General features: G+C 73.1%; 26 protein-coding genes. 22 read left to right on the plus strand and 4 right to left on the minus strand.

The features are described from left to right. Positions 1 to 8: 8 nt before the first annotated feature. The 17 genes from ACP7BI_RS04320 to rplQ all read left to right on the plus strand — a co-directional run bounded on the left by ACP7BI_RS04320 (position 9) and on the right by rplQ (position 12,277). Positions 9 to 569, plus strand: a complete 561-nt coding sequence (locus ACP7BI_RS04320) for a hypothetical protein (RefSeq protein ID WP_425843963.1) — start codon at positions 9 to 11, stop codon at positions 567 to 569. Then, positions 566 to 967, plus strand: coding sequence for a hypothetical protein (locus ACP7BI_RS04325; RefSeq protein ID WP_425843965.1), 402 nt, complete (start codon positions 566 to 568; stop codon positions 965 to 967). The genes ACP7BI_RS04320 and ACP7BI_RS04325 overlap by 4 nt, the downstream gene beginning before the upstream one ends. Next, positions 964 to 2,064, plus strand: coding sequence for a hypothetical protein (locus ACP7BI_RS04330; protein ID WP_425843966.1), 1,101 nt, complete (start codon positions 964 to 966; stop codon positions 2,062 to 2,064). Before ACP7BI_RS04325 ends, ACP7BI_RS04330 begins: the two co-directional genes overlap by 4 nt. Then, a complete protein-coding gene (locus tag ACP7BI_RS04335; protein WP_425843968.1) occupies positions 2,061 to 2,669 on the plus strand; it encodes an ABC transporter ATP-binding protein in 609 nt (202 codons plus the stop codon). The genes ACP7BI_RS04330 and ACP7BI_RS04335 overlap by 4 nt, the downstream gene beginning before the upstream one ends. Beyond that, entirely contained in the window at positions 2,666 to 3,556 is an 891-nt protein-coding gene (locus ACP7BI_RS04340) for an ABC transporter ATP-binding protein (protein WP_425843970.1), read from the plus strand. Before ACP7BI_RS04335 ends, ACP7BI_RS04340 begins: the two co-directional genes overlap by 4 nt. Beyond that, the gene (locus tag ACP7BI_RS04345) at positions 3,553 to 4,317 is read left to right on the plus strand and encodes a hypothetical protein (protein WP_425843971.1); all 765 of its coding nucleotides are present in this window, start codon (positions 3,553 to 3,555) and stop codon (positions 4,315 to 4,317) included. The genes ACP7BI_RS04340 and ACP7BI_RS04345 overlap by 4 nt, the downstream gene beginning before the upstream one ends. 90 nt (positions 4,318 to 4,407) lie before the next feature. Further along, a complete protein-coding gene (locus ACP7BI_RS04350; protein WP_211446635.1) occupies positions 4,408 to 4,662 on the plus strand; it encodes an HPr family phosphocarrier protein in 255 nt (84 codons plus the stop codon). Between the two features lie 41 nt (positions 4,663 to 4,703). Then, the gene (locus ACP7BI_RS04355) at positions 4,704 to 6,302 is read left to right on the plus strand and encodes a PTS mannitol transporter subunit IICB (protein ID WP_425843973.1); all 1,599 of its coding nucleotides are present in this window, start codon (positions 4,704 to 4,706) and stop codon (positions 6,300 to 6,302) included. An 8-nt stretch (positions 6,303 to 6,310) separates the two neighbouring features. Then, positions 6,311 to 6,742, plus strand: coding sequence for a PTS sugar transporter subunit IIA (locus tag ACP7BI_RS04360; protein ID WP_425843974.1), 432 nt, complete (start codon positions 6,311 to 6,313; stop codon positions 6,740 to 6,742). Further along, the gene (locus ACP7BI_RS04365; protein WP_425843976.1) at positions 6,742 to 7,875 is read left to right on the plus strand and encodes a mannitol-1-phosphate 5-dehydrogenase; all 1,134 of its coding nucleotides are present in this window, start codon (positions 6,742 to 6,744) and stop codon (positions 7,873 to 7,875) included. Before ACP7BI_RS04360 ends, ACP7BI_RS04365 begins: the two co-directional genes overlap by 1 nt. 120 nt (positions 7,876 to 7,995) lie before the next feature. Continuing rightward, entirely contained in the window at positions 7,996 to 8,895 is a 900-nt protein-coding gene (locus tag ACP7BI_RS04370; RefSeq protein WP_425843978.1) for a hypothetical protein, read from the plus strand. A gap of 124 nt (positions 8,896 to 9,019) precedes the next feature. After that, positions 9,020 to 9,241 carry a translation initiation factor IF-1 gene (infA, locus tag ACP7BI_RS04375; protein WP_021010861.1) on the plus strand — a complete coding sequence of 74 codons (222 nt, stop codon included), beginning with the start codon at positions 9,020 to 9,022 and terminating at the stop codon, positions 9,239 to 9,241. Between the two features lie 67 nt (positions 9,242 to 9,308). After that, positions 9,309 to 9,422, plus strand: a complete 114-nt coding sequence (rpmJ, locus tag ACP7BI_RS04380; RefSeq protein WP_211446625.1) for a 50S ribosomal protein L36 — start codon at positions 9,309 to 9,311, stop codon at positions 9,420 to 9,422. A gap of 286 nt (positions 9,423 to 9,708) precedes the next feature. Next, positions 9,709 to 10,086, plus strand: a complete 378-nt coding sequence (gene rpsM, locus ACP7BI_RS04385) for a 30S ribosomal protein S13 (protein ID WP_211446624.1) — start codon at positions 9,709 to 9,711, stop codon at positions 10,084 to 10,086. Positions 10,087 to 10,107: 21 nt separating this feature from the next. Next, positions 10,108 to 10,506 (plus strand): 30S ribosomal protein S11, encoded by a 399-nt coding sequence (rpsK, locus tag ACP7BI_RS04390; RefSeq protein WP_211446622.1) that lies wholly within the window; start codon positions 10,108 to 10,110, stop codon positions 10,504 to 10,506. 98 nt (positions 10,507 to 10,604) lie between these two features. Beyond that, positions 10,605 to 11,594 (plus strand): DNA-directed RNA polymerase subunit alpha, encoded by a 990-nt coding sequence (locus ACP7BI_RS04395; RefSeq protein ID WP_021010857.1) that lies wholly within the window; start codon positions 10,605 to 10,607, stop codon positions 11,592 to 11,594. Positions 11,595 to 11,629: 35 nt separating this feature from the next. Then, positions 11,630 to 12,277: a 50S ribosomal protein L17 gene (gene rplQ / locus ACP7BI_RS04400; RefSeq protein WP_425843980.1), complete on the plus strand. Its 648-nt coding sequence runs from the start codon at positions 11,630 to 11,632 to the stop codon at positions 12,275 to 12,277. A gap of 49 nt (positions 12,278 to 12,326) precedes the next feature. On the opposite strand, the gene ACP7BI_RS04405 is transcribed toward rplQ, so the two are convergent. Beyond that, positions 12,327 to 14,123: a glycoside hydrolase family 15 protein gene (locus tag ACP7BI_RS04405; RefSeq protein ID WP_425843982.1), complete on the minus strand. Its 1,797-nt coding sequence runs from the start codon at positions 14,121 to 14,123 to the stop codon at positions 12,327 to 12,329. Between the two features lie 87 nt (positions 14,124 to 14,210). Between ACP7BI_RS04405 and truA the strand changes: the two genes are divergently transcribed. Next, positions 14,211 to 15,035: a tRNA pseudouridine(38-40) synthase TruA gene (truA, locus tag ACP7BI_RS04410; protein WP_425843983.1), complete on the plus strand. Its 825-nt coding sequence runs from the start codon at positions 14,211 to 14,213 to the stop codon at positions 15,033 to 15,035. 12 nt (positions 15,036 to 15,047) lie between these two features. Here truA and ACP7BI_RS04415 read toward each other — a convergent pair whose 3' ends face one another. Beyond that, positions 15,048 to 15,686 carry an HAD hydrolase-like protein gene (locus ACP7BI_RS04415; protein ID WP_425843985.1) on the minus strand — a complete coding sequence of 213 codons (639 nt, stop codon included), beginning with the start codon at positions 15,684 to 15,686 and terminating at the stop codon, positions 15,048 to 15,050. Between the two features lie 104 nt (positions 15,687 to 15,790). Between ACP7BI_RS04415 and ACP7BI_RS04420 the strand changes: the two genes are divergently transcribed. From ACP7BI_RS04420 to glmM, 4 genes are all read left to right on the plus strand, one after another. Next, positions 15,791 to 17,188: a cell division initiation protein gene (locus ACP7BI_RS04420; protein WP_425843986.1), complete on the plus strand. Its 1,398-nt coding sequence runs from the start codon at positions 15,791 to 15,793 to the stop codon at positions 17,186 to 17,188. 192 nt (positions 17,189 to 17,380) lie between these two features. Further along, positions 17,381 to 17,827, plus strand: coding sequence for a 50S ribosomal protein L13 (rplM, locus tag ACP7BI_RS04425; RefSeq protein WP_211446613.1), 447 nt, complete (start codon positions 17,381 to 17,383; stop codon positions 17,825 to 17,827). Between the two features lie 20 nt (positions 17,828 to 17,847). Further along, entirely contained in the window at positions 17,848 to 18,327 is a 480-nt protein-coding gene (rpsI, locus tag ACP7BI_RS04430) for a 30S ribosomal protein S9 (protein WP_425843988.1), read from the plus strand. 3 nt (positions 18,328 to 18,330) lie between these two features. Beyond that, positions 18,331 to 19,683 carry a phosphoglucosamine mutase gene (gene glmM / locus ACP7BI_RS04435; protein ID WP_425843989.1) on the plus strand — a complete coding sequence of 451 codons (1,353 nt, stop codon included), beginning with the start codon at positions 18,331 to 18,333 and terminating at the stop codon, positions 19,681 to 19,683. Between the two features lie 22 nt (positions 19,684 to 19,705). Here glmM and ACP7BI_RS04440 read toward each other — a convergent pair whose 3' ends face one another. Both ACP7BI_RS04440 and ACP7BI_RS04445 read right to left on the minus strand, forming a co-directional pair. Then, on the minus strand, positions 19,706 to 21,097 hold the full coding sequence (locus tag ACP7BI_RS04440) for an APC family permease (protein ID WP_425843991.1): 1,392 nt from the start codon (positions 21,095 to 21,097) through the stop codon (positions 19,706 to 19,708). A 45-nt stretch (positions 21,098 to 21,142) separates the two neighbouring features. Beyond that, the gene (locus tag ACP7BI_RS04445; protein WP_425843992.1) at positions 21,143 to 21,682 is read right to left on the minus strand and encodes a CGNR zinc finger domain-containing protein; all 540 of its coding nucleotides are present in this window, start codon (positions 21,680 to 21,682) and stop codon (positions 21,143 to 21,145) included. Positions 21,683 to 21,745: the final 63 nt, after the last annotated feature.

The following is a 21,745-nucleotide window of genomic DNA, read 5'->3' on the forward strand; positions in this document are numbered from 1 at the left end:
GGAATCCCATGGACACGCATGTCGAGTCGCGAGCGGTTCACCCCGCGCTCGAGCGGCCGACGACCTCGCCCGTCGTGTGGGGCGTCGTGCTCGCGCTCGCGACGGCGCTGCTGCTCGGGCGACTGCCGCTCCTCGTCGAGGTCGCCGCCGCGGCGGGGGACGAGGCCGCGGAGTCGCTCGACGACCCCGCGCTCGCCGCCGCCGCGACGACGGTCGGCGCGGTCGGCGCCGTCGTGCTGCACGTGCTCGTCCTCGTCGTCGTCGCCGTGCTGGCGACGCTCCTGGAACGCTGGCTCGGTCCCGTCGCGCTGCGTCCGTCGCGCGCGAGCGGCACGCTCCGGCTGGGCGTGGCCGGGCTCGTGCTCGCGGTCCTCGTGCTCGGGCAGCAGGGCGCTGCGGTCGTCCTCGGGGTCGCCGCCGTCCCGCGCGGGTGGCAGCTGTGGGTGGCGGCGATCGCCGTCGCCGTCGTCGCGCCGCTCGCGTTCCCGGTGGCGCGCCGCTCCGCGCGCACCTACCTGCGGGCGCTCACCGCGGCGGCCGCCACGGGGGTGCTCCTGTGCCTGGGATGACGCCGCCGACGTTCCGCATCCCCGAGCTGGGCATCGCGCTGCCGCTCTCGCGCGCCGGCGTCCGAGGCATCGCGCTCGCGCAGCTGCTGCTCGTCGCGGGCGTGCTGAGCACCGCCGCGTGGGCGGAGGTCGCACCGGCGCTGCGCTCGGCGTGCACGTGGCTGACGCTCGCAGCCTCCACCTGCGCGCTCGCGACCACGGTGCCCGCGCTCCTCGACGGCCGGTTCCGGTTCCGCCTCGCGGGCATCGGCTCGATGGCGACGGCCCTCGTCGCGATGGCGCTCGTCGGTCTGCTGCGGGTGTGGCCCGCGCACCTCTTCGGCTGGCCGCTCCTCGCCGTCTCCATGCTCGCCGTCGCCTACCACCTGGTCGGCGGAGCGCGAGTGCCGGGGCGATGAGCCTCTCGCGCGGACCATCCCGCGCCGTCGCGATCGCCGAGGCGGGCTGGGTCGTCGCGCACCACGCGCTGCCCGGCTGGCTGCTGACCGCGCTATCGACGACCCTGCGGGTGCCGCTGCTCGTCGGCTCGGCGAGCGCGCTGCTCGGCGCAGCTGCGGTGCTCGCGGCGACCGTGCACCTCGCCGTGCGGCTCGAGCCCGAGCTCGCCGTGCCCGTGCTGGCGCTCGCGCTCGCCCTCGGTCCGCTCGCGCGCGCCGCGATCGGCGCGACGCCACCGCTCGTCGCGTCGGTCGCCGCCGTCGCGCCCCTCCTGCGCGCGCTCGAGCTCGGCGGCGTCCGAGCCTCGGGAGCGCTCGCGGCGATCGCGCCGGTGCTGCTGGGGTCCTTCGTCGTCTCGGGAGCTGCGGCGCTGTCGCTCGCGACCGCGGGCGATGCGCGCGCGGCTGTCGTGGTCGCCGCCGCCGGTGCCGGCCTCGGCGCGGCCGGCGTGCTCGCCGCGCTGCGCGGCGGACGACCGCTGCTGTCGGGCCTCCCGGCACGGCTCGCGGGAGTGCTGGCGGCCGGGGCAGCAGCCTGGGCTGCGCTCGGGGTCCTGCGCGCGGCACTCGTCCGCGTCGATGCGATCGGCGCGATCGCCGCGGCGCCGGCGCCGCTCGTGCTCGCCATCGCCGCGGCACCAGCGCTGTGGGTGGCCGGCGAGCTGCTCGCGCGCGACGCGCGGCCGCTCGTGCAGCTGGTGCGAGAGCTCGTCTCGTGCGGGGCTCCCGCTGCCGCCCCCGCCGGGCTGCTCGCCGCCGGGATCCTGACGATCGGGATCGCTCCGGCCCCGATCGCGGCGGCGCTCGCGACCCTCACCGGCGGCGACCTCGCCCTGGCGGCCGTCGCGATCGCCTGGTTCGTGGTCGTGGCCGCGAGCGCGGTCGTGCTCCTCGAACCTGGCTCCGAGCGCGCCGCCGTCCGCGTCGTCGCCTTCGCGATGCTGCTGACGCCGCCCTTCCTCGTCGCGACGGGCGCCGTCGCCGTCGCGTGGCTGCCCGTGGCCGGCGCCGCAGTCGCGGCGGCGGGCGTGACGCTGCCGCTCGGCAGGCCGCGATGACGAGCGTCGACATCGAGGGCGTCGGGAGCGTGACGATCGGCGGCGCGGTCGTGCGCGTGCCCGACCTGCATGCTCGAGCGCCGCAGCTCGTGCGCCTCACCGGCCGCAACGGCGTCGGCAAGAGCACCGTCGTCGAGCTGCTCGGCGGCTCCGTGGCACCTCGCCGAGGCCGCGTGCTCGTCGACGGACGGGTCGCGAGCGGCAGGCTCGCGCGCGGCGCCCGCACCGTGACCCGCAGCGAGCCGGCGCTCCTGCCGGCGGTGAGCCTCGAGCGCCATGCGCGCCTCTTCGCGAGGGCAGCGGGCGTCGACGCCGACCACGCGCTCTCCGCGCTGGTCGGCGCGGGGCTCGGCGATTGCCTCGCTGTGCGAGCCGACGTGCTCTCGACCGGCCAGCGGCGCAGCGCGTGGGTCGTCCTCACGACGCTCCGCGAGGCGCGCGTCAGGATCCTCGACGAGCCGTTCCTCGGCCTCGACGACGTGGCCGCGGGCCGCCTCGCCACCGCCATCGAGGGATGGGCGGCGACGGGGCTCGTCGTGCTCGTCGACCACGGGGCGCGGCCGCTGGCCGCCGAGACGACGGTCGCCCGGATGGAGCCCGCGTGAGGCCCGCGATCGAGGTCGCCATGCTGCGCCGCAGCTTCGGCGGCCGCGCGGTGCTCGACGGCGTGACGTTCCACGTGCCGTGGGGGAGCGTGACGGGCTTCGTCGGGGTGAACGGCGCCGGCAAGACGACCACGCTGCACTGCCTGCTCGGGCTCGAGCGCGGCGAGGGGAGCGCGCGGATCGACGGCGCCGCGTACAGCGCGCTCCGCGAGCCGCTGCGCACGGTCGGGTTCTGCCCCGATGCGCTCGGCGCGGCGGCGGGCGCGAGCGCGCGAGCCCACCTGCTGCCGATCGCGCTGCGCGCGGCGGTCGCGCCTGACGCGATCGACCAGATGCTCGGAGCGGTGGGTCTCGCGGGTGCGCGCGGGCAGGTGCGCTCGTTCTCGCTCGGCATGCGGCGCCGCCTCGCGATCGCGGGAGCCCTGCTGGCGAGCCCGCGCATCCTCGTGCTCGACGAGCCGTTCGACGGGCTCGATCCCGCCGGACGCCGCTGGCTCTCGGCGCTCCTGCGCGCGCACGCCGACGGCGGCGGCGCCGTCCTCCTCTCGGCGCACGCGCTCGACGAGATCGAGCCGCTCCTCGACCGGCTCGTCTGCCTGCACGACGGACGGACGAGGTTCGAGGGCGACGCGGATGCGTTCCTCCGTCGTCACGCCGCACCCGTCGTCATCGTGCGCTCGCCCGAGCCCGAGCGCCTCGGCGCTGCGCTGCGCGAGGCGGGCGCCGTCGTGCACGGCCGACCGGCGGGCGCGCTCGCCGCCCGTGGGCTCGACCCCGAGCGCGTCGCCCGCATCGCCGTGCGGGAGGGTGTGCTCGTGACCGAGCTCTCGCCTCGGCGGCTCTCGCTGAGCGCAGCCTTCGCCGCGGCGATCGGGGAGGGCGGATGAGCGCGGTCCTGCGGGCGGGGAGGGCCGAGCTCGCGGCGATGCTCCTGGGCCGCCGTCTGTGGATCGCGGTGGCGATCGCCGTCGTCGGCTCGGCGCTCGCTGGGCTCGCGGTCGGCGGGCTGCTCTCGCGCGCAGCCGCCTCGAGCGACCTCGAGGCCGCGACCGCCATCGTCGCGCGCGGCTCGGCGGCACAGCTCGCGATCGTCGTGCTCGCGAGCCTCGGCGTCGCCGGCCCCTACCGCGATGGCGCCTGGATGCACGCGGCGCTCGCGCACCCGCGGCCGGCGCGGCGGCTGGCGCTGACGGCCGTGCCGATGCTCGTGCCTGCGCTGCTGCTCGCGGCCGTCTCGAGCGCGGCGGCGGTGGCGGGCGCCGCGGTGCTCGTGCGGCCGAGCCTCGGCGCGATCCTGACGGCGACCGGCGTGCACCTGGCTGCGTCGACCGCCTGGGCGGCGTGGATGGCGGCGCTCGCCCACGCGACGCGCTCGCCCATGCTCGTGCTCGCGGTGGGCCTCGCGCTGCCGCTCATCGTGGAACCGGCGATCAGCGGCGCGCTCGTCGCCGCGGGCCTCGACGGCCTCAGATGGCTCCTGCCGTGCCACGCCCTCCGAGCGCTCGCGGAAGGGATCGTCGCCGACGGCGCCGTGCTGGCTCCCATCGGCGACGACGCGGTCCGCGTGGCGGCCTCGGCGGCGATCGGCTGGACCGCCATCGCGGTGCTCGGGGCATGGGCTCGACTGCGCGGCACCCGCCCCCGCTGACGGCGTCCCGCCGCCTTGCCGACGCCCGGGGAACCGGTGATACCGTGAGCGCCACCCGGCGTCCAGCCGGATGGATCCTCAAGGAGCAGCATGGCTGAGCGCACCGTCACCGTCGAGTCGTCCCACGGTCTGCACGCGCGGCCCGCCTCCCTGTTCGCCCAGGCCGCCGCCAGGGCATCCGCCCCCGTCACCGTCGCCGTCGGCGACAAGCAGGTGAACGCGGCGAGCATCCTGTCGGTGATCTCGCTCGGCGTCAACAAGGGCGACACCGTGACGATCGCCTCCGACGACGAGGCTGCGCTCGACGAGCTCGAGCAGCTGCTCTCCACCGACCACGACGCGTAGGCGTCGCGAGCCCTGATCCGCCAGCGAGCACAGGAGCCGAGATGACCACCTCCACAGCAGCGACGGCGTCCGGCAGCGGCGCCCGCGTCCGCGTCCAGCGGTTCGGCACGTTCCTCTCGGGCATGATCATGCCCAACATCCCCGCGCTCATCGCGTGGGGCATCGTCACGGCACTCTTCATCGCCGACGGCCCGTTCCCGAACGAGGGCCTCGCGTCGATCGTGGGGCCGACGATCCACTACCTCCTCCCCATCCTCATCGCCGCGACCGGTGGACGGATGGTCTACGAGGCCCGCGGCGCGGTCGTCGGCGCATTCGCGACGCTCGGCGTCATCGCCGGCTCCGACTGGCTCATCGCGCAGTTCAACGCCGCCAACCCGCCCGCCGAGGGGCAGGGCGAGCTCGGGCAGGTGCACATGTTCATCGGCGCGATGATCATGGGCCCGCTCGCCGCGTGGGTGATGAAGAAGCTCGACGCGCTCTGGGACGGCAAGATCAAGGCCGGCTTCGAGATGCTCGTGAACATGTTCTCGGCGGGCATCGTCGCGTTCATCCTCGGCATCGGCGGCTTCTACCTGCTCGCCCCGGTCGTCAACTGGATCATGGACGTCATCGGCGGTGCCGTCGGCTGGCTCGTCCAGACGAACCTGCTGCCGCTCGCCTCGATCCTCATCGAGCCCGCGAAGGTCTTCTTCCTCAACAACGCGATCAACCACGGCGTGCTCACGCCGCTCGGCATCACCGAGGCGGCGGCCGACGGCAAGTCGATCCTCTTCCTGCTCGAGGCCAACCCCGGCCCGGGCCTCGGCGTGCTGCTCGCCTTCACGTTCTTCGGCGTCGGCGCCGCGCGCGCGACCGCGCCGGGCGCTGCCGTCATCCAGTTCCTCGGCGGCATCCACGAGGTCTACTTCCCCTATGTGCTCATGAAGCCCGCGCTGCTGCTCGCGGTCGTCGCCGGTGGCATGACGGGCGTCGCGACCAACATGCTGTTCGCGACGGGCCTGCGGGCCCCCGCGTCGCCGGGGTCGATCTTCGCGGTCCTCGCGCAGACGGCGGGCGACAGCTACCTCGGCGTCATCCTCTCCGTCGTGCTCTCCGCCGCGGTCTCGTTCGCGGTCGGCGCGGTCATCCTGCGGCTCGGGCGCAAGCGCGACCTCGAGCGCGAGGCGGCCGGCGACGACGCGCTCGGCGCTGCAGTCGCGCAGACGCAGGCGAACAAGGGCAAGTCGTCGGAGGCGCTCGCGGGGCTCGCGGCTGCCGGTGGCGCCGGCGCGAGCGCGACGCGCGGCGCGACCGCGCTGACGACCGAGCCCGACCGCCCGACGGCCCAGCCCATCCGCTCGATCGTGTTCGCGTGCGACGCGGGCATGGGCTCGAGCGCGATGGGCGCGAGCGTGCTGCGCAACAAGATCAAGAAGGCCGGCATCGAGGGCGTCGACGTCAAGAACGTCGCCATCGCGGCGCTCGCGACCGACGTCGACCTCGTCATCACGCAGCAGGAGCTCACCGACCGCGCCCGCGAGCGCACGCCTGGCGCCACCCACGTCTCGGTCGACAACTTCATGAACAGCCCCAAGTACGACGAGGTCGTCGAGATGGTGCAGCGCGCCAATCGCGACGACAGCGACACGACCGCCTAAGGAGCGCGATGCCCGTCCTCACCCTCGAGCAGATCACCACGAGCCCGCGAGCGACCACGAAGGACGAGGCCATCCAGGAGGCGGCCGACATGCTCGTCGCCGCCGGGGCCGTCACGCCCGACTACGGCGACGCGATGCGCGCGCGCGAGGCGAGCGTGTCGACCTACATGGGCAACCTGCTGGCGATCCCGCACGGCACGAACGAGTCGAAGGACTCGATCCTGACGTCGGCGCTCTCGGTGGCGCGCTACGAGGCGCCGCTCGACTGGGACGGCAACCCGGTGAAGTTCGTCATCGGCATCGCCGGCAAGGACGGCGGCCACCTCGAGATCCTCTCGAAGATCGCGATCGTCTTCTCCGAGCAGGACGACGTCGCGAAGCTCGAGGCGGCGCCCGACGCGGCGGCGATCCTCGAGCTGCTCGGCGACGTCAACGAGTGATGCGCGCCGTCCACTTCGGCGCGGGCAACATCGGCCGCGGCTTCGTCGGGCTCATCCTGCACCGCGCGGGCTACGACGTCACGTTCGTCGACGTCAACCCCGAGCTCATCGGGATGCTGCAGGCGGCGGATGCGTACCAGGTGCGGGAGGTCGGGCCCGAGGCCCGCATCCACACGGTCACCGGCTTCTCGGGCATCGACTCGAGCGCCGACCCGAAGGCCGCGGCGCGCGCCGTCGCGGAGGCCGACGTCGTGACGTGCGCCGTCGGACCGACCGCGATGCGCTTCATCGCGCCCGCGATCCGCGCCGGCCTCGAGCAGCGCGAGGGCGCACCGGTCGTCGTGATGGCGTGCGAGAACGCCATCGGCGCCTCCGACACGCTCCGAGAGCATGTGCTCGACGGGGCGCCGGAGCTCGCCGACCGCGCCGTCTTCGCCAACACCGCCGTCGACCGCATCATCCCGCCGCAGGACCCGCACGGCCTCGACGTCGTCGTGGAGGACTTCTTCGAGTGGTCGATCGACCGCACCGCCTTCGAGCGCCGCGGGGTCGCGGCGCCCGAGATCGGCGACGCGCACTTCGTCGACGACCTCGAGCCCTACATCGAGCGCAAGCTCTTCACCGTCAACACCGGCCACGCGACGACCGCCTACGCCGGGTGGGTCGCCGGCATCGACACGATCGCCGCGGCGCTCGAGCTGCCCGAGATCCGCGCGGCCGTCGAGGCGGCGCTCGCCGACACGTCGAGGCTGCTCGTCGCGAAGCACGGCTTCGACGAGGCCGAGCACGCCGCCTACGTCGCGCGGGCGATCGCCCGCTTCGAGAACCCGGCGCTGCCCGACACGTGCGAGCGCATCGGGCGACAGCCGCTCCGGAAGCTCTCGCGCCACGAGCGCTTCGTCGAGCCCGCCGCGCAGCTCGTCGAGCGCGGCGAGCCCGCCGACGCGCTCATCGCGGCCTTCCGCACGGCGCTGCGCTTCGACGCGGCGGGGGACGAGCAGGCGGTCGAGCTCCAGGAGCTGCTGCGCTCGCTCGATCCCGCGGCGTTCGTCGCCCGGGTGACGGGGCTCGACGAGGATCACCCGCTGACCGCGCGGCTCGTCGGTGCCGTCCGCGAGGCGCAAGCGCACTGAGCGGCGGCGGCGCCTCATCGGCGAGAATGGCACCGTGGCGATGGATGCGGTGGCGATGGATGCGGTGGCGGCGGATGCGGTGGCGGCGGATGCGGTGGCGATCGAGCGGCGGCAGCGGTGGTGCTGAGCACCTCCCGGCGTCGCGGCCGCTCGAGCGCGAACCCGAGGCAGCGACTGCTGCACGGCTGGGACTGGGCGGATGCGCGGATCGAGCTCGACGAGCTGCGCCCCGCGAGCCGCGTGCTCGCCTCCGCGGGCGCCGGGGAGGTCGTCGCGGAGCTCGCGGCTGCGGGCCACCGCGTCTCGGCGATCGCCTCGAACCGCACGCAGCTCGACTACGCGCGCAGGCGCGTCGCCGGCGGCGCCTTCGAGCCGGGTGCCGCTGAGCGGCTCTTCGACATCGGCCGCGGCATGGTCCGCGCTGCGAGCCCCGAGTGGAGCCGCCGTCGGATGCGGCAGTTCCTGCAGGAGCAGGATGCGCTCCGCGCCGCGGAGCACTGGCGGTCGCGCCTCGACAACCGCACGCTCGCGTCGATCCTGAAGACCATGCTCGGGCCCGCTGGCGCGCTGTCGGCGCTCGTGCTGCGCGACTTCTCGACGCCGCTGCCGCCGCACTTCGACGAGGCGATCCGCGGCCGCATCGGTCGCGCGCTCCGCAAGCACCCGCCGAGCGGCAATCCCTTCGCGTGGCGGCTGCTGCTGGGGGAGGAGATGCCCGGCCACGCCCTCCCACGCGTCGACGACGATGCCGTTGCGTGGATCGACGAGCCGCTGCTCGACCACCTCGAGCGCGCGGAGCCCGGCTCCTACGACGCGATCACGATCTCGAACGTCGTCGACGGCGCCGACGAGCGCTGGGTGCGCGACGTCCGGAAGGCCGCGGTCCGCGCGCTCGTGCCCGGCGGCCCCCTCATCGCGCGGTCGTTCGCGACGACGATGGATGACGACGCCGCGAAGCGGGCGCGGCGCGACCGCGCGATGCTGTGGGGGTCGATCGTCGTGCAACACGCAGCGCCGTAGCCGCAGGGCGACACGCCCGGCTTGCACAAACCGCTGCGCCGCGCGTAGGCTTGATCGTTGGTGTCGTGCGCCCTCTGCGCACGCCACTCGCATGACTGGCGACCAGGAACTTGTAGAAGAGGATATGGCCAAGAAAGACGGCGTCATCGAGATCGAAGGCTCGGTGAGCGAGGCGCTCCCCAACGCGATGTTCCGCGTGGAGCTCTCGAACGGGCACATCGTGCTCGCACACATCTCCGGCAAGATGCGGCAGAACTACATCCGCATCCTGCAGGGCGACCGAGTGATCGTGGAGCTCAGCCCCTACGACCTCACCCGCGGTCGCATCGTCTACCGCTACAAGTAGCCCCCGGTCGCTGGATAAGGAACGGCTCGCGCGTCCGCGCGAGCACGAGGCCAGCGAGGAAGCAGACATGAAGGTCAACCCCAGCGTCAAGCCCATCTGCGGCAAGTGCAAGGTCATCCGCCGCCACGGCCGCGTGATGGTCATCTGCCAGGACCCCCGCCACAAGCAGCGGCAGGGTTGAGCGCACGGCGCGCAATGCGGCTCCGCCGCGTTGCGCGCGGAGCGCTCAAGATCGAGTAGCGCGCGACCGAAGGTCGCGCGCGTATCGAGATCCGAAGCACAGCAAGACCCCACAACTGAACACGCACCGAGACCAGGTCTCGATACGCCGGCTCCGCCGGCTGCTCGACCACCGGGACTGCGGTGCACATCCCAGCAGCGGTAAGAGCCCATCCGGGTGACACCTTGGGGAGAGGCCCAGGCACCTCCGCTGCTCCACACCTCTCATACTCCTGAGGAGACACACGATGGCACGCATCGCAGGTGTCGACATCCCGCGCGAGAAGCGCGTGGAGATCGCACTGACGTACATCTACGGCGTCGGCCGCACCCGGTCGGTCGCAACGCTCGAGGCCACCGGCATCGACCGCAACACCCGCGTCAAGGACCTGACCGACGAGCAGCTCGTGACGCTTCGCGATCACATCGAGGGCACGTTCAAGGTGGAGGGCGACCTGCGCCGCGAGGTGGCCGCCGACATCCGCCGCAAGGTCGAGATCGGCTCGTACGAGGGCATCCGCCACCGCCGTGGTCTTCCCGTGCGCGGACAGCGCACCAAGACGAACGCGCGCACCCGCAAGGGCAAGAAGCAGACGGTCGCCGGCAAGAAGAAGGCCGGCCGCTAGGCCGCGTGGAGGTAGAGAAACATGGCAGCTCCCAAGTCCGCGGTCCGCAAGCCGCGCAAGAAGGACAAGAAGAACGTCGCCGTGGGCCAGGCCCACATCAAGTCGACCTTCAACAACACGATCGTCTCGATCACCGACATCACCGGCGCCGTCATCACGCAGGCCTCGGGTGGCGCGGTCGGCATGAAGGGCTCGCGCAAGTCGACGCCCTACGCCGCCCAGCTCGCCGCCGAGTCGGCTGCGCGTCAGGCGCAGGACCACGGCATGAAGAAGGTCGACGTCTTCGTCAAGGGCGCCGGTTCGGGCCGTGAGACGGCGATCCGCTCGCTCCAGGCCGCCGGCCTCGAGATCGGCGCGATCCACGACGTGACGCCGCAGGCGCACAACGGCGTTCGCCCGCCGAAGCCGCGCCGCAACTAGTCGCTCCTGCCGGGCAGGCGATCCTCGCCTGCCCGGCATTCCGCCGTCACTGAACACGCGAGTCATATAGCGGACTCGCGACCGAAAGGAACCGACACGTGCTGATCGCCCAGCGCCCCACTGTCTCCGAGGAGTCCATCGCCGAGCACCGCTCGCGGTTCACGATCGAGCCGCTCGAGCCCGGCTTCGGCTACACCCTCGGCAACTCGCTCCGCCGCACCCTCCTGTCGTCGATCCCCGGCGCAGCCGTCACGAGCATCCGCCTCGACGGCGTGCTGCACGAGTTCTCGACGATCGCCGGTGTCAAGGAGGACGTCACCGAGATCATCCTGAACATCAAGCAGCTCGTCGTCTCGTCGGAGCACGACGAGCCCGTCGTCGCCTACCTCTCGCGCCAGGGCGCGGGCACGGTGACGGCCGGTGACATCACGACGCCCGCCGGTGTCGAGATCCACAACCCCGAGCTCGTGCTCGCGACGCTCAACGACTCGGCGAAGCTCCAGCTCGAGCTGACCGTCGAGCGCGGCCGCGGCTACGTGTCCGCTGCCCAGAATCGCGACGAGTTCGCCGAGGCCGGGGTCATCCCGGTCGACTCGATCTACTCGCCCGTGCTCAAGGTCACCTACCGCGTCGAGGCGACGCGTGCCGGTGAGCGCACCGACTTCGACTCGCTCGTCGTCGACGTCGAGACGAAGCCGGCGATCTCGCCGCGCGACGCCATCGCGTCGGCCGGTCGCACGCTCGTCGAGCTGTTCGGCCTCACTCGCGACCTGAACGCCGAGGCCGAGGGCATCGAGATCGGGCAGGCGCCCGCCGAGGCCATCGGCTCGGGCGAGCTCGCCACGCCGATCGAGGAGCTCGACCTGTCGGTGCGCTCCTACAACTGCCTCAAGCGCGAGGGCATCAACACGGTGTCGGAGCTCGTCGCGCTCAGCGAGACGCAGCTCATGAACATCCGCAACTTCGGCCAGAAGTCGGTCGACGAGGTGCGCGACAAGCTCACCGAGCTCGGCCTCTCGCTCAAGGATGCGGTGCCCGGCTTCGACGGCGCGCACTTCTACAGCGGTTACGACGAGGACGCTCGCTGACGCGGGCCGATTGACGATCAAGGGATAGACGAACCATGCCCAAGCCCACCAAGGGTCCCCGCCTCGGAGGCGGTCCGGCGCACGAGCGCCTGCTGCTCGCGAACCTCGCGGCCGCGCTGTTCACGCACAAGTCGATCAAGACGACCGAGACGAAGGCCAAGCGCCTCCGCCCGATCGCTGAGCGCCTCATCACGTTCGCCAAGCGCGGCGACCTGCACGCGCGTCGTCGCGTGCTCGCCGTGATCGGCGACAAGGGCGTCGTGCACGAGCTCTTCACCGAGATCGCGCCGCTCGTCGCGGAGCGCGAGGGCGGCTACACCCGCATCACGAAGCTCGGCTACCGCAAGGGCGACAACGCCCCGATGGCGCAGATCGAGCTCGTGCTCGAGCCGGTCGCGAAGAAGCCGTCGAAGTCGAAGGCCGCCGCTGCCGCGTCGACCGCCGCTGCCGACCAGGAGGCCGCCGAGGCGAAGTCCGCCGAGGCTGCCGAGGAGGAGGCCGAGGTCGAGTCGACCGACGCCGAGACCGAGGTCGCCGAGGCCGATGCCGCCGAGGCGCAGGAGTCGACGGTCGAGGGCGAGCAGGTCGCCGCCGAGGCTGCCGACGCCGCTGCCGCCGATGCCGCGAACGCGACGCAGGACGCCGCGACGCAGGCCGAGGCGCAGGCGCGCGAGAACAAGTAGCCGCATCGCACGAGCGAGGGGCCCCGCGAGAGCGGGGCCCTTCGTCGTGTCACGATCGTGCTTCGGCCGCTCGCGCGCGCTCGATGTCGGTCGCCGCGAGCACGAGCCCGAGGTGCGAGAACGCCTGCGGGAAGTTGCCCCAGTGGCGACCGGTCGCGGGGTCGACCTCCTCGGCGAGCAGGCCCACGTCGTTGCGGAGCGCGACGAGCCGGTCCATGAGCGCCGTCGCGTCGGCGAGCCGACCGGCGCCGGCGTAGGCGCTCACGAGCCAGAAGCCGCACAGCACGAAGGGGTGCTCGTCGCCCGGGAGCCCGTCGAGCCCCGTCGTCCGGTAGCGCAGCGGCAGCCCGTCGACGAGCAGCTCCTGCTCGATGCGCGCGATCGTGCCGAGGAAGCGCGGGTCGGTCGGCTCGACGATCCCGATCGTCGGCAGCTGCAGGAGCGAGGCGTCGACGTCGCTCGTGCCGTAGTGCTGGCGGAACGACCCCGTCGACTCGTCGAAGCCGCGCGTGAGCACCTCCTCGCGGAGCGCATCCCGCAGCTCGGCCCAGCGGCTCGCATCGCCGTCGCACCCGCCCTCGACGGCGCGCACGCCGCAGTCGAAGGCCGCCCACATCATCGCCCGCGAGTGCGTGAAGAGCTGCGGCTCGCCGCGCATCTCCCAGAGCCCGTGGTCGGGCTCGCGCCAGTGGGTCGCGAGCTCGTCGAGCAGCGCGCGCTGCATGTGCCACGAGTCGTGGCTGTCGGCGATGCCGAGCTCCCGGAGCCGCTGGAGCGTGAGCATGACCTGCCCGAGCACGTCGTGCTGCCGCTGGTCGGCGGCGCCGTTGCCGATGCGCACGGGCCGTGCCCCGCCATAGCCCGGCAGGTGCGGCAGCTCGCGCTCGATGAGGTCGCGACCGCCGTCGCGGCGGTACATGATCCGCATGTCCTGCGGGTCGCCCGCGATCGCGCGCAGCAGCCAGTCGCGCCACAGGCCGACGCGCTCGACGAGCCGCACGGCGAGCATCGCGTCGACCGTGAGGGATGCGTCGCGCAGCCACGTGAAGCGGTAGTCCCAGTTGCGCACGCCACCCGGATCCTCGGGCAGCGACGTCGTGGGGGCGGCGAGGATCCCGCCCGTCGCATGGTCGGTGAGCGCGCGCAGCACGAGCACGCTCGACTGCACCGCCTCGAGGTAGGGGCCGTGATAGTCGAGCTCCGCGAGCCACTCCGCCGACTCCGCGATCGTCGTCGCGACCACCTCGGGCTCGCCGACGGGCTCGGCGATCGGCAGCCAGGAGTGCTGCCAGCAGAGGTCGAGCACGAGCCGCTCGCCGGCGCGCACCGTGAACCTGCCGCGGTGCGCGTGGTGCTGGCTGCGCGGCAGCGGGGCGCCGCGCAGCACGAGCCGGTCGGGGCCGGCGATCGCCACGAGCACCTCCTCGCCGCGGTCGCGCACTCGGCGCACCCACGGGGGCACTGCGCCGTAGCCGAAGCGCACGACGAGCTCCTGCTCCATCTCGACCTCGCCCGCGACGCCCTCGATGATGCGCACGACGTCGGCGCGGTCGTCGCCCGTGGGCATGGCATCCGTCACCCGCACCGTGCCGCCCGCCACCTCGTGCGTCGTCTCGAGCACGAGGCTCCCGGGCAAGTAGCGGCGCGTGGTCGTCGCGGGCGCCGCGGGGCCGATGCGCCAGTGGCCGTTCCGCCGATCGCCGAGCAGCGCGGCGAAGCACGCGTGGGAGTCGAAGTGCGGCAGGCAGAGCCAGTCGATCGAGCCGTCGAGGCCCACGAGCGCGGCGGTCGACCGGTCGCCGATCATGGCGTAGTGCTCGATGGGAGAGGGCTGCGCGGCGGGCATGGCGAGAGGCTATCGAGGCGACCTCCGTGCCCGGTGGGCAGATGGCCGGAGCACCGGGGCGGCCGCGCGCCTGCATAGGCTGAGCGCATGCCCCGCCTCCGCCTCGACCTCGCGTACGACGGCGGCGGCTTCGCCGGCTGGGCGGCGCAACCGGGGCCGCGCACGTGCCAGGGCGTTGTCGAGCGTGCGCTCTCCACGATCGCGCGGGAGCCGATCCGGGTGACGGTCGCCGGCCGCACCGATGCGGGCGTGCACGCGAGCGGGCAGGTCGCGCACGCCGACGTGCCTGACGCGCTCGCAGCCGACGCGACCGAGCGGGCCGAGCGGGTCGCCCACCGGCTCTCGCGGCTCGCCGCCCCCGAGGGCGACCTCGTCGTGCGCGCCGTCTCGCTCGCGCCGCTCGGCTTCGACGCGCGGTTCTCGGCGGTCTCGCGGTCCTACCGCTACCGCATCGTCACCGGTCCAGCCGATCCGCTCGAGCGCCGCACCGCGGCGCACGTGCCGCACGCGCTCGACGTCGAGGCGATGCGCCGCGCCGCGGAGGCGCTCGTGGGCCTGCGCGACTTCGCGGCCTTCTGCCGGCCACGCGAGGGCGCGACGACGATCCGAGAGCTGCGCGAGTTCTCGTGGGAGCGGCAGGGACAGCTGCTGACGGCGTCGCTCACCGCCGACGCGTTCTGCCACTCGATGGTGCGAGCGCTCGTCGCGGCGTGCGTGCGGGTGGGGGAGGGCCGGATGGGGCTCGCCCAGGCCGCGGCGCTGCTCGACGAGCGGCAGCGCTCACCGCTCACGGGGCTCATGCCCGCGCACGGGCTCACGCTCGTCGCGGTCGGCTACCCGCCCGACGAGGGGCTCGCCCAGCAGGCCGAGCGCGCCCGGGCGCGACGGAGCGCATCCGACCTCGAGGAGTGAGGCTCGGCCGGCTCAGCGCAGCGCGTCGCGCAGCTCGTCGACCGAGCCGACCACCCGCCACGCGCCCGCGGCCTCGAGCTCGGCGCGCGAGCCGTAGCCGTAGGCGACGCCGATGCCCCGGATGCCGAGCTCGGCGGCCGAGGCGATGTCGTGCTCGCGATCGCCGACCATGACGACGTGGGATGCGTCGAGGCCGACCGACGCGACGGCCTGCTCGATCACGGCCGCCTTCGAGTGGCCGAGCAGCTCGGGGCTGCGGCCGTGCACGCCGCGGAACCGGTGGCCGAGCCGGTAGTGCTCGATGACGCGCTCCGCGTCGGGCTGCACCTTGAAGGTCGCGACGGCGAGTGGTGTGCCGTCGCGGTCGAGGTCGGCGAGCAGCGCATCGATGCCGGGGTAGAGCTCGCTCTCGAACAGCCCGGTCTCGAGCCGGTCGCGGAACGCCGAGAGCGCGCGCTCGACCGTCGCGTCGTCGTGGCCGGCCTCCTTGAGGCTCTGCCCGACCGGCGGGCCGAGCCACGCCTGCAGCGCGTCGTCGGTGGGCTGCTCCCACCCGAGCACCGCGTGCATGTGCCGGAGGCTCGCGAAGAGCCCGGGCTTCGAGTCGGTGAGCGTGCCGTCGAGGTCGAAGATGATGCCGTGGGGTGCCATGTCCGTCCATCGTCCCAGAGCACCGCTCGGGCGGGCCAGGCGGGTTCGCGCCCGGCGTAGGATCGGAGGCGGCCGCACCCGAGTGCGCCAGTCGAGGAGTGGTGATGACGGAGCAGTCGTCGTTCGATCAGGTCTTCCGCGGGTACGACCGCGAGCAGGTGGACGGCGCCCTCGCGGCGCTGCGCGCCGAGCTCGACGAGGTGCGGCGCGCGGCCGAGGCGCGGAGCCTCGAGGCGGAGGCCCGCGCGCAGCACTTGAGCGAGGACCTCGACGCGGCCGTCGCGCGCGCCGACCAGGCCGAGGCGCGCATGCTGCGGCTCGCGCAGCAGGTGCAGACGCTCGACGAGGACGCCGAGGACGCCGACGAGGACGACTCGAAGGAGGGCCGGCAGACGCGCGTGCGCTTCGCCGAGATCCTGCGCGTCGCCGAGGACCAGGCGTCGTCGCTCGTGGAGAACGCCTCGAGCGCCGCGCAGCGGATCCTCGACGAGGCGAACGCCGACCGCGACCGCATCCGCCGCGACGCCCAGGAGGAGGCGGCGCGCGTGCTGCAGGAGGCGCAGCACGAGGCGGAGCTCGTGCGTCGCCGCAGCGAGACGGAGCAGACGGCGCACCGCGCCCGCATCGAGACCGAGCTCGGCTCGATCGGAGAGAAGGTCGCGCAGGCCGATCGCGAGGCGCAGGTGCTCCTCGGCGAGGCCGAGCGCGCTGCCGCGGCGCTGCGCGCGCAGGTCACCCGCGAGACCGACGACCTCAAGCTCGACGCCGACCGCATCGTGCGCGAGGCGAAGGCGCGCCGGGTCGAGCTCGACGCGGCGCTCACCCGTCGGCAGGACGACGCGCAGCAGGAGTTCCTGCGGCTGCACAACCAGGCCGTCGCGCACGCCGAGCGCATCACCGCCGACGCGAACGAGAAGGTCGCCTCGGCGCTCGCGCACGCCAAGCACGTCGCCGAGCAGTCGGAGGCCTACGAGCAGCTCTCGAAGGCGCAGGCCGCGCAGATCGAGGCGAGCGCGAAGGCGCGCGCGTCGGCGATGCTCGACGAGGCGCGGCAGCGCTCGCAGGCGATCGTCGACACCGTCACGAAGCACACGAAGGACGTGCTGCGCGACGCCGAGGACCGCGCTCGAGGCCTGCGCTACCAGCAGACCCAGCTCACCGGCTTCATGGCCGAGGTGCAGTCGCTCATGCACGTCGCCGACGCCGCCGACCCGCGCACGTGGAGCAGTGCCGGCGCCGAGGACCGCGGCGCGGGGGCGGATGGCTCCGGCTCGTCGGCGGATGCGTCCGGCTCGGCTGTGCCGACGGTCGCGGCCGAGGACCGGGCCCTCGTGCCCGACGCCTTCACCGCATCCGCCGCCGTCGTCGACCCGCTCGAGGGCCTCGAGCTCGGCTCGCCGGTCGAGGCGGAGGCGATCGAGGAGCCCGCGACGCGCGAGGAGGTCGTCGAGGTCGTCTGGCACGAGGACGACGAGGAGTACGACCCGGCGGTCGACCGGTGAGCCCGCGCGCGCGCTGACCGGCGCCGTCGACCTGGCGGTTGACCGGCCGAGGATCGAGCCGCTATGCTCGATCCTTGGTGCGCACGCCTGTGCCCACCCGAATGAGCCCTCCACCGGATGGTTGCCCGGCATCGCCGCGACAACACCTCGGAGCGGGATTCACGACCATCCATTCGATCAGTGAGGCAACCAATGACTCGCACGTATTCGCCCAAGGCGGCGGAGGTCCAGCACGACTGGATCGTCATCGACGCCACCGACGTGGTGCTCGGCCGCCTGGCCAGCCACGCTGCCGCGATGCTCCGCGGCAAGCACAAGCCGACGTTCGCCCCCCACATGGACATGGGCGACTTCGTCATCGTCGTCAACGCCGAGAAGGTGGCCCTCACGGGCCAGAAGCTCGCGAAGAAGGTCGCGTACCGCCACTCGGGTCAGCCCGGTGGCCTCAAGGCGGTCGGCTACGAGGAGATGCTCGAGCGCTTCCCCGTCCGCACCGTCGAGAAGGCGATCCGCGGCATGCTGCCGAAGAACTCGCTCGGCCGCGCCCAGATCAAGAAGCTCAAGGTCTACGCCGGCCCCGAGCACCCGCACGCGGCGCAGCAGCCGACCCCCTACACGTTCGACCAGGTCGCCCAGTAGGGCGCGAGGAGACACCAGACATGGCGAAGATCGCAGACTCCATCGAGGCTCCCGAGAGCTTCTCGACCGAGACGCCGGCGGCTGAGGCTCCCCGCGCGCCCCGCGTCGTCAACATCGGCGGCCAGGCCGTCGGCCGTCGCAAGCAGGCCATCGCCCGCGTGCGGCTCGTCCCCGGCTCCGGCTCGTTCACGGTGAACGGCCGCACGCTCGAGGACTACTTCCCGAACAAGCTGCACCAGCAGCTCATCAACGACCCCTTCGCGCTCCTCGAGCTGCAGGGCTCGTACGACGTGATCGCCCGCATCTCGGGCGGCGGCCCCTCCGGCCAGGCCGGTGCGCTCCGCCTCGGCATCGCCCGCGCGCTCAACGAGATCGACGCCGAGAACAACCGCCCGGAGCTCAAGAAGGCCGGCTTCCTCTCGCGCGACGCGCGCGTCATCGAGCGCAAGAAGGCCGGCCTCAAGAAGGCCCGCAAGGCACCGCAGTACTCGAAGCGCTGATCGATGTCGCGCCTCTTCGGCACGGATGGCGTTCGGGGTCTCGCAGGCCTCGACATCACGGCAGAATCGGCGCTGGCGCTGGCACAGGGCGCCGCACTCGTGCTCGGGCGAGCAGCCCGGCAGGAGTCGCGGCGCCCTGTCGCCGTCGTCGCGCGGGATCCGCGGGTCTCGGGTGAGTTCATCGCCGCGGCCGTCTCGGCGGGGCTCGCCTCGAGCGGCGTCGACGTGCTCGACGCCGGCGTGATCACGACCCCTGCCGCCGCCTACCTCGTGCAGGACATCGACGCCGACTTCGGCGTCATGGTCTCCGCCTCCCACAACCCCGCGCCCGACAACGGCATCAAGTTCTTCGCCCGCGGCGGTCGCAAGCTGCCCGACGCGGTCGAGGACGAGATCGAGCTCGCGCTCGCCGGGGCGCCGCTGCGCCCGATCGGCGCCGAGGTCGGCACGATCCGTCGGTTCTCGGACGCCGAGGACCGCTACCTCGTGCACCTGCTCGGCACGCTCGACGTGAGCCTCGAGGGGCTCCACGTCGCGCTCGACTGCGCGCACGGCGCCGCCGCGGGCGTGAGCCCGCGCGCGTTCGCCGACGCGGGGGCGCGCGTGACCGTGATGGGCAACGACCCCGACGGGCTCAACATCAACCGCGAGGTCGGCTCCACCCACCTGGAGCAGCTGCGCGAGCTCGTCGTCTCGTCGGGCGCCCACCTCGGCATCGCCCACGACGGCGACGCCGACCGCTGCCTCGCGGTCGACGCCGACGGGAACGTCGTCGACGGCGACCAGATCATGGCGATCCTCGCCCTCTCGGGCAAGCGCCGGGGCCGCCTCACCGACGACACGCTCGTCGCGACCGTGATGTCGAACCTCGGCCTGCGGGTGGCGATGGAGCGGCACGGCATCGAGCTCGTGCAGACCGCCGTGGGCGACCGATACGTGCTCGAGGCGCTGGGGGAGTACGGGCTCGCGCTCGGCGGCGAGCAATCGGGACACATCATCTTCTCCCGCTATGCCACGACCGGCGACGGCATTCTGACGGGGCTCCAGGTCGCGGCCGAGATGGTGCGCACCGGCAAGCCGCTCAGCGAGCTCGCCGCCGTGATGGAGGTCTACCCGCAAGTGCTCGTGAACGTCTCGGGCGTCGACCGGCTCGGCCTGCGCGGCAACCAGCCGATCGCCGACGCCGTCGCGCGCGCCGAGGCGGAGCTCGGCTCGAACGGCCGCGTGCTGCTGCGCCCATCGGGCACCGAGAAGATGGTGCGCGTGATGGTCGAGGCGCACGAGCGCCACGTCGCCCAGTCGATCGCCGACGAGCTCGCGGAGCTCGTGCGCTCGGAGCTCGCGGTCAGCGCGTAGCGCCGGTCGCGAGCTCCCCGCGTCAGTCGTCGGACGCGATCGGCCGCTCGAGCCGCAGCTCGCGCGTCGGCTCGGACGTGCCCTGCCGGTGCTCGCGCCGGCGGGCCGCGCGTGCGATGAGGAACAGGATCGTGCCGACGACGACGTAGCCTCCCGCGATGAGCCATGTCTGCAGGCTCTGCTGCGTCAGCAGCGCGATCGACGCGATGAGCGCGAGCACCGAGACGATGCGCGGCGTCGTGAAGTGCTTGTGCGCGACGACGTCCTTCTTCAGCACGAGCACCGAGACGTTGGCCGAGATGAAGACGAGGACGAGCAGCAGCACGGTCGTGTCGGCGAGGGTGCCGACGTCGCCGATGAGCGACATGGCCATCGTGACGGCGCCGACGACGACGATCGAGACCCACGGCGTCCGACGGCGGGGGAGCACGGCGCCGAAGGCCTTCGGCAGCAGCTTCGCCTCGGCGAGCCCGTAGGTCGCGCGCGAGGCCATCACCATGAACAGCAGCGCCCCGTTGCCGATCGCGACGAGCGCGATGAGGGCGAAGAGCCACGACGGGAAGGCGAGGCCCGACGCCTCGATGACCTCGAGCAGCGGACCCTCGGAGGTCGCGAGCTGGTCGAGCGGCACGACGACCGCCGCGCCGATCGCGATGAGCAGGTAGACGACGCCGGCCGTGAGGATGGCGCCGAAGAGCGCTCGCGGGTACGAGCGGCTCGGGTCCTTGACCTCCTCGGCCATGTTCGCGGCAGCCTCGAAGCCGAGGAAGGAGAAGAACGCCGTGATCGTCGCCGCGAAGGCGCCCGAGATCGGCGTCACGCCCTCGGCGAAGGTCGTGAGGCGCGCGGGCTCCCCGCCGCCGGAGCCGAACACGATCGCCGCGACGACGATGATGATGATGAGACCGGTCATCTCGATGAGCGTCGCGCCGACGTTCGCCATGAGCGACTCGCGCACGCCCCGGAGGTTCACGAGCACGAGCAGCGCGATGAAGCCGATCGCGACCGGGATCGTGGGGACGTTCGGCACGAGCGCCTGCAGGTAGTCGCCCGCGAAGGCGTTCGCGAGCGCCGCGGCGGTCGTGATGCCTGCGGAGAGCATGAGGAAGCCGATGAGGAACGTCATGTAGGGCTTGTCGAAGGCGCGCTCCGCGTAACGGGCGGCGCCGCCCGCGTGCGGGTACTTCGTGATGAGCTCCGCGTAGGTCCCCGCGGTGAGCAGGGCCAGCACGAGCGCGAGGATGAGCGGGACCCACAGGACTCCGCCGACGTCGGTCGCCATCGTGCCGACGAGCGTGTAGATGCCTGCGCCGAGCGTGTCGCCGACGATGAAGAAGAAGAGCAGCAGCGTCGTGATGCCGCGCTTCAGCTTCGTCGAGTGACCCGCCGGCTCCTCGGTCGTGGTCGTTGCCATGCGCGACAGGATGCTCCTGGCAACCTGGGAGGCCGCCCGCGCTCGCTACACCTCGAGCGCTCGCGCCCGGAACGCCGCGACGTTCGTGCGTGACTGGCAGCGCGTCGAGCAGAACCGGCGCGAGCGGTTGCGCGAGAGGTCGAAGAACATCCGCTCGCACCGCACGTCGGCGCAGCGCCGGCACCGCTCGAGGTCGTCGAGGCGCACGAGGTCGCCGAGCGCCATCGCCGCGTCGACCGCGATCGCGTCGGCGAGCGACGCGCCCTGCGGCAGCCCGTGCAGGTGCCAGTCGAAGTCGTCGTGGCGCACGAGCCGCGGGCGGGCGTTCGCCTCCTCGAAGATGCGGTTCACCATCGTCGCGACCGCGTCGCGCTCGGCGTCCCACATGCGCTCGACCTGGTCGATCCTGCGCCACGTCGCCTCGAGGTCGGCGCGCGTCGCGCCGCTCGCGCCCGGGAAGCGCCACGAGGCGCACACCTCGCGCAGGCTCACGGCGGTCTCGAGCTCAGCGTCGCGGCGCCGGTTGCAGACGTCGGCGATGAACTCGAGCGAGCGCACGAGCTCCTTCGGATACGGCAGCGACACTGGGTGACCTCGGTTAGGATCGCGACTGTCAGGCCCGACGGTCGTGACACCGTGCCGTCGTGA

Source organism: Agrococcus sp. TSP3-2-1 (genome assembly GCF_049897585.1).
Taxonomy (GTDB): Bacteria; Actinomycetota; Actinomycetes; order Actinomycetales; family Microbacteriaceae; genus Agrococcus.

Coding starts and splice junctions, on each gene's coding strand:
- ACP7BI_RS04320 (WP_425843963.1), top strand. CDS start 9: ATGGACACGCATGTCGAGTCGCGAGCGGTTCACCCCGCGCTCGAGCGG.
- ACP7BI_RS04325 (WP_425843965.1), top strand. CDS start 566: ATGACGCCGCCGACGTTCCGCATCCCCGAGCTGGGCATCGCGCTGCCG.
- ACP7BI_RS04330 (WP_425843966.1), top strand. CDS start 964: ATGAGCCTCTCGCGCGGACCATCCCGCGCCGTCGCGATCGCCGAGGCG.
- ACP7BI_RS04335 (WP_425843968.1), top strand. CDS start 2,061: ATGACGAGCGTCGACATCGAGGGCGTCGGGAGCGTGACGATCGGCGGC.
- ACP7BI_RS04345 (WP_425843971.1), top strand. CDS start 3,553: ATGAGCGCGGTCCTGCGGGCGGGGAGGGCCGAGCTCGCGGCGATGCTC.
- ACP7BI_RS04350 (WP_211446635.1), top strand. CDS start 4,408: ATGGCTGAGCGCACCGTCACCGTCGAGTCGTCCCACGGTCTGCACGCG.
- ACP7BI_RS04355 (WP_425843973.1), top strand. CDS start 4,704: ATGACCACCTCCACAGCAGCGACGGCGTCCGGCAGCGGCGCCCGCGTC.
- ACP7BI_RS04360 (WP_425843974.1), top strand. CDS start 6,311: ATGCCCGTCCTCACCCTCGAGCAGATCACCACGAGCCCGCGAGCGACC.
- ACP7BI_RS04365 (WP_425843976.1), top strand. CDS start 6,742: ATGCGCGCCGTCCACTTCGGCGCGGGCAACATCGGCCGCGGCTTCGTC.
- infA (WP_021010861.1), top strand. CDS start 9,020: ATGGCCAAGAAAGACGGCGTCATCGAGATCGAAGGCTCGGTGAGCGAG.
- rpmJ (WP_211446625.1), top strand. CDS start 9,309: ATGAAGGTCAACCCCAGCGTCAAGCCCATCTGCGGCAAGTGCAAGGTC.
- rpsM (WP_211446624.1), top strand. CDS start 9,709: ATGGCACGCATCGCAGGTGTCGACATCCCGCGCGAGAAGCGCGTGGAG.
- rpsK (WP_211446622.1), top strand. CDS start 10,108: ATGGCAGCTCCCAAGTCCGCGGTCCGCAAGCCGCGCAAGAAGGACAAG.
- rplQ (WP_425843980.1), top strand. CDS start 11,630: ATGCCCAAGCCCACCAAGGGTCCCCGCCTCGGAGGCGGTCCGGCGCAC.
- ACP7BI_RS04405 (WP_425843982.1), bottom strand. CDS start 14,123: ATGCCCGCCGCGCAGCCCTCTCCCATCGAGCACTACGCCATGATCGGC.
- truA (WP_425843983.1), top strand. CDS start 14,211: ATGCCCCGCCTCCGCCTCGACCTCGCGTACGACGGCGGCGGCTTCGCC.
- ACP7BI_RS04415 (WP_425843985.1), bottom strand. CDS start 15,686: ATGGCACCCCACGGCATCATCTTCGACCTCGACGGCACGCTCACCGAC.
- ACP7BI_RS04420 (WP_425843986.1), top strand. CDS start 15,791: ATGACGGAGCAGTCGTCGTTCGATCAGGTCTTCCGCGGGTACGACCGC.
- rplM (WP_211446613.1), top strand. CDS start 17,381: ATGACTCGCACGTATTCGCCCAAGGCGGCGGAGGTCCAGCACGACTGG.
- rpsI (WP_425843988.1), top strand. CDS start 17,848: ATGGCGAAGATCGCAGACTCCATCGAGGCTCCCGAGAGCTTCTCGACC.
- glmM (WP_425843989.1), top strand. CDS start 18,331: ATGTCGCGCCTCTTCGGCACGGATGGCGTTCGGGGTCTCGCAGGCCTC.
- ACP7BI_RS04440 (WP_425843991.1), bottom strand. CDS start 21,097: ATGGCAACGACCACGACCGAGGAGCCGGCGGGTCACTCGACGAAGCTG.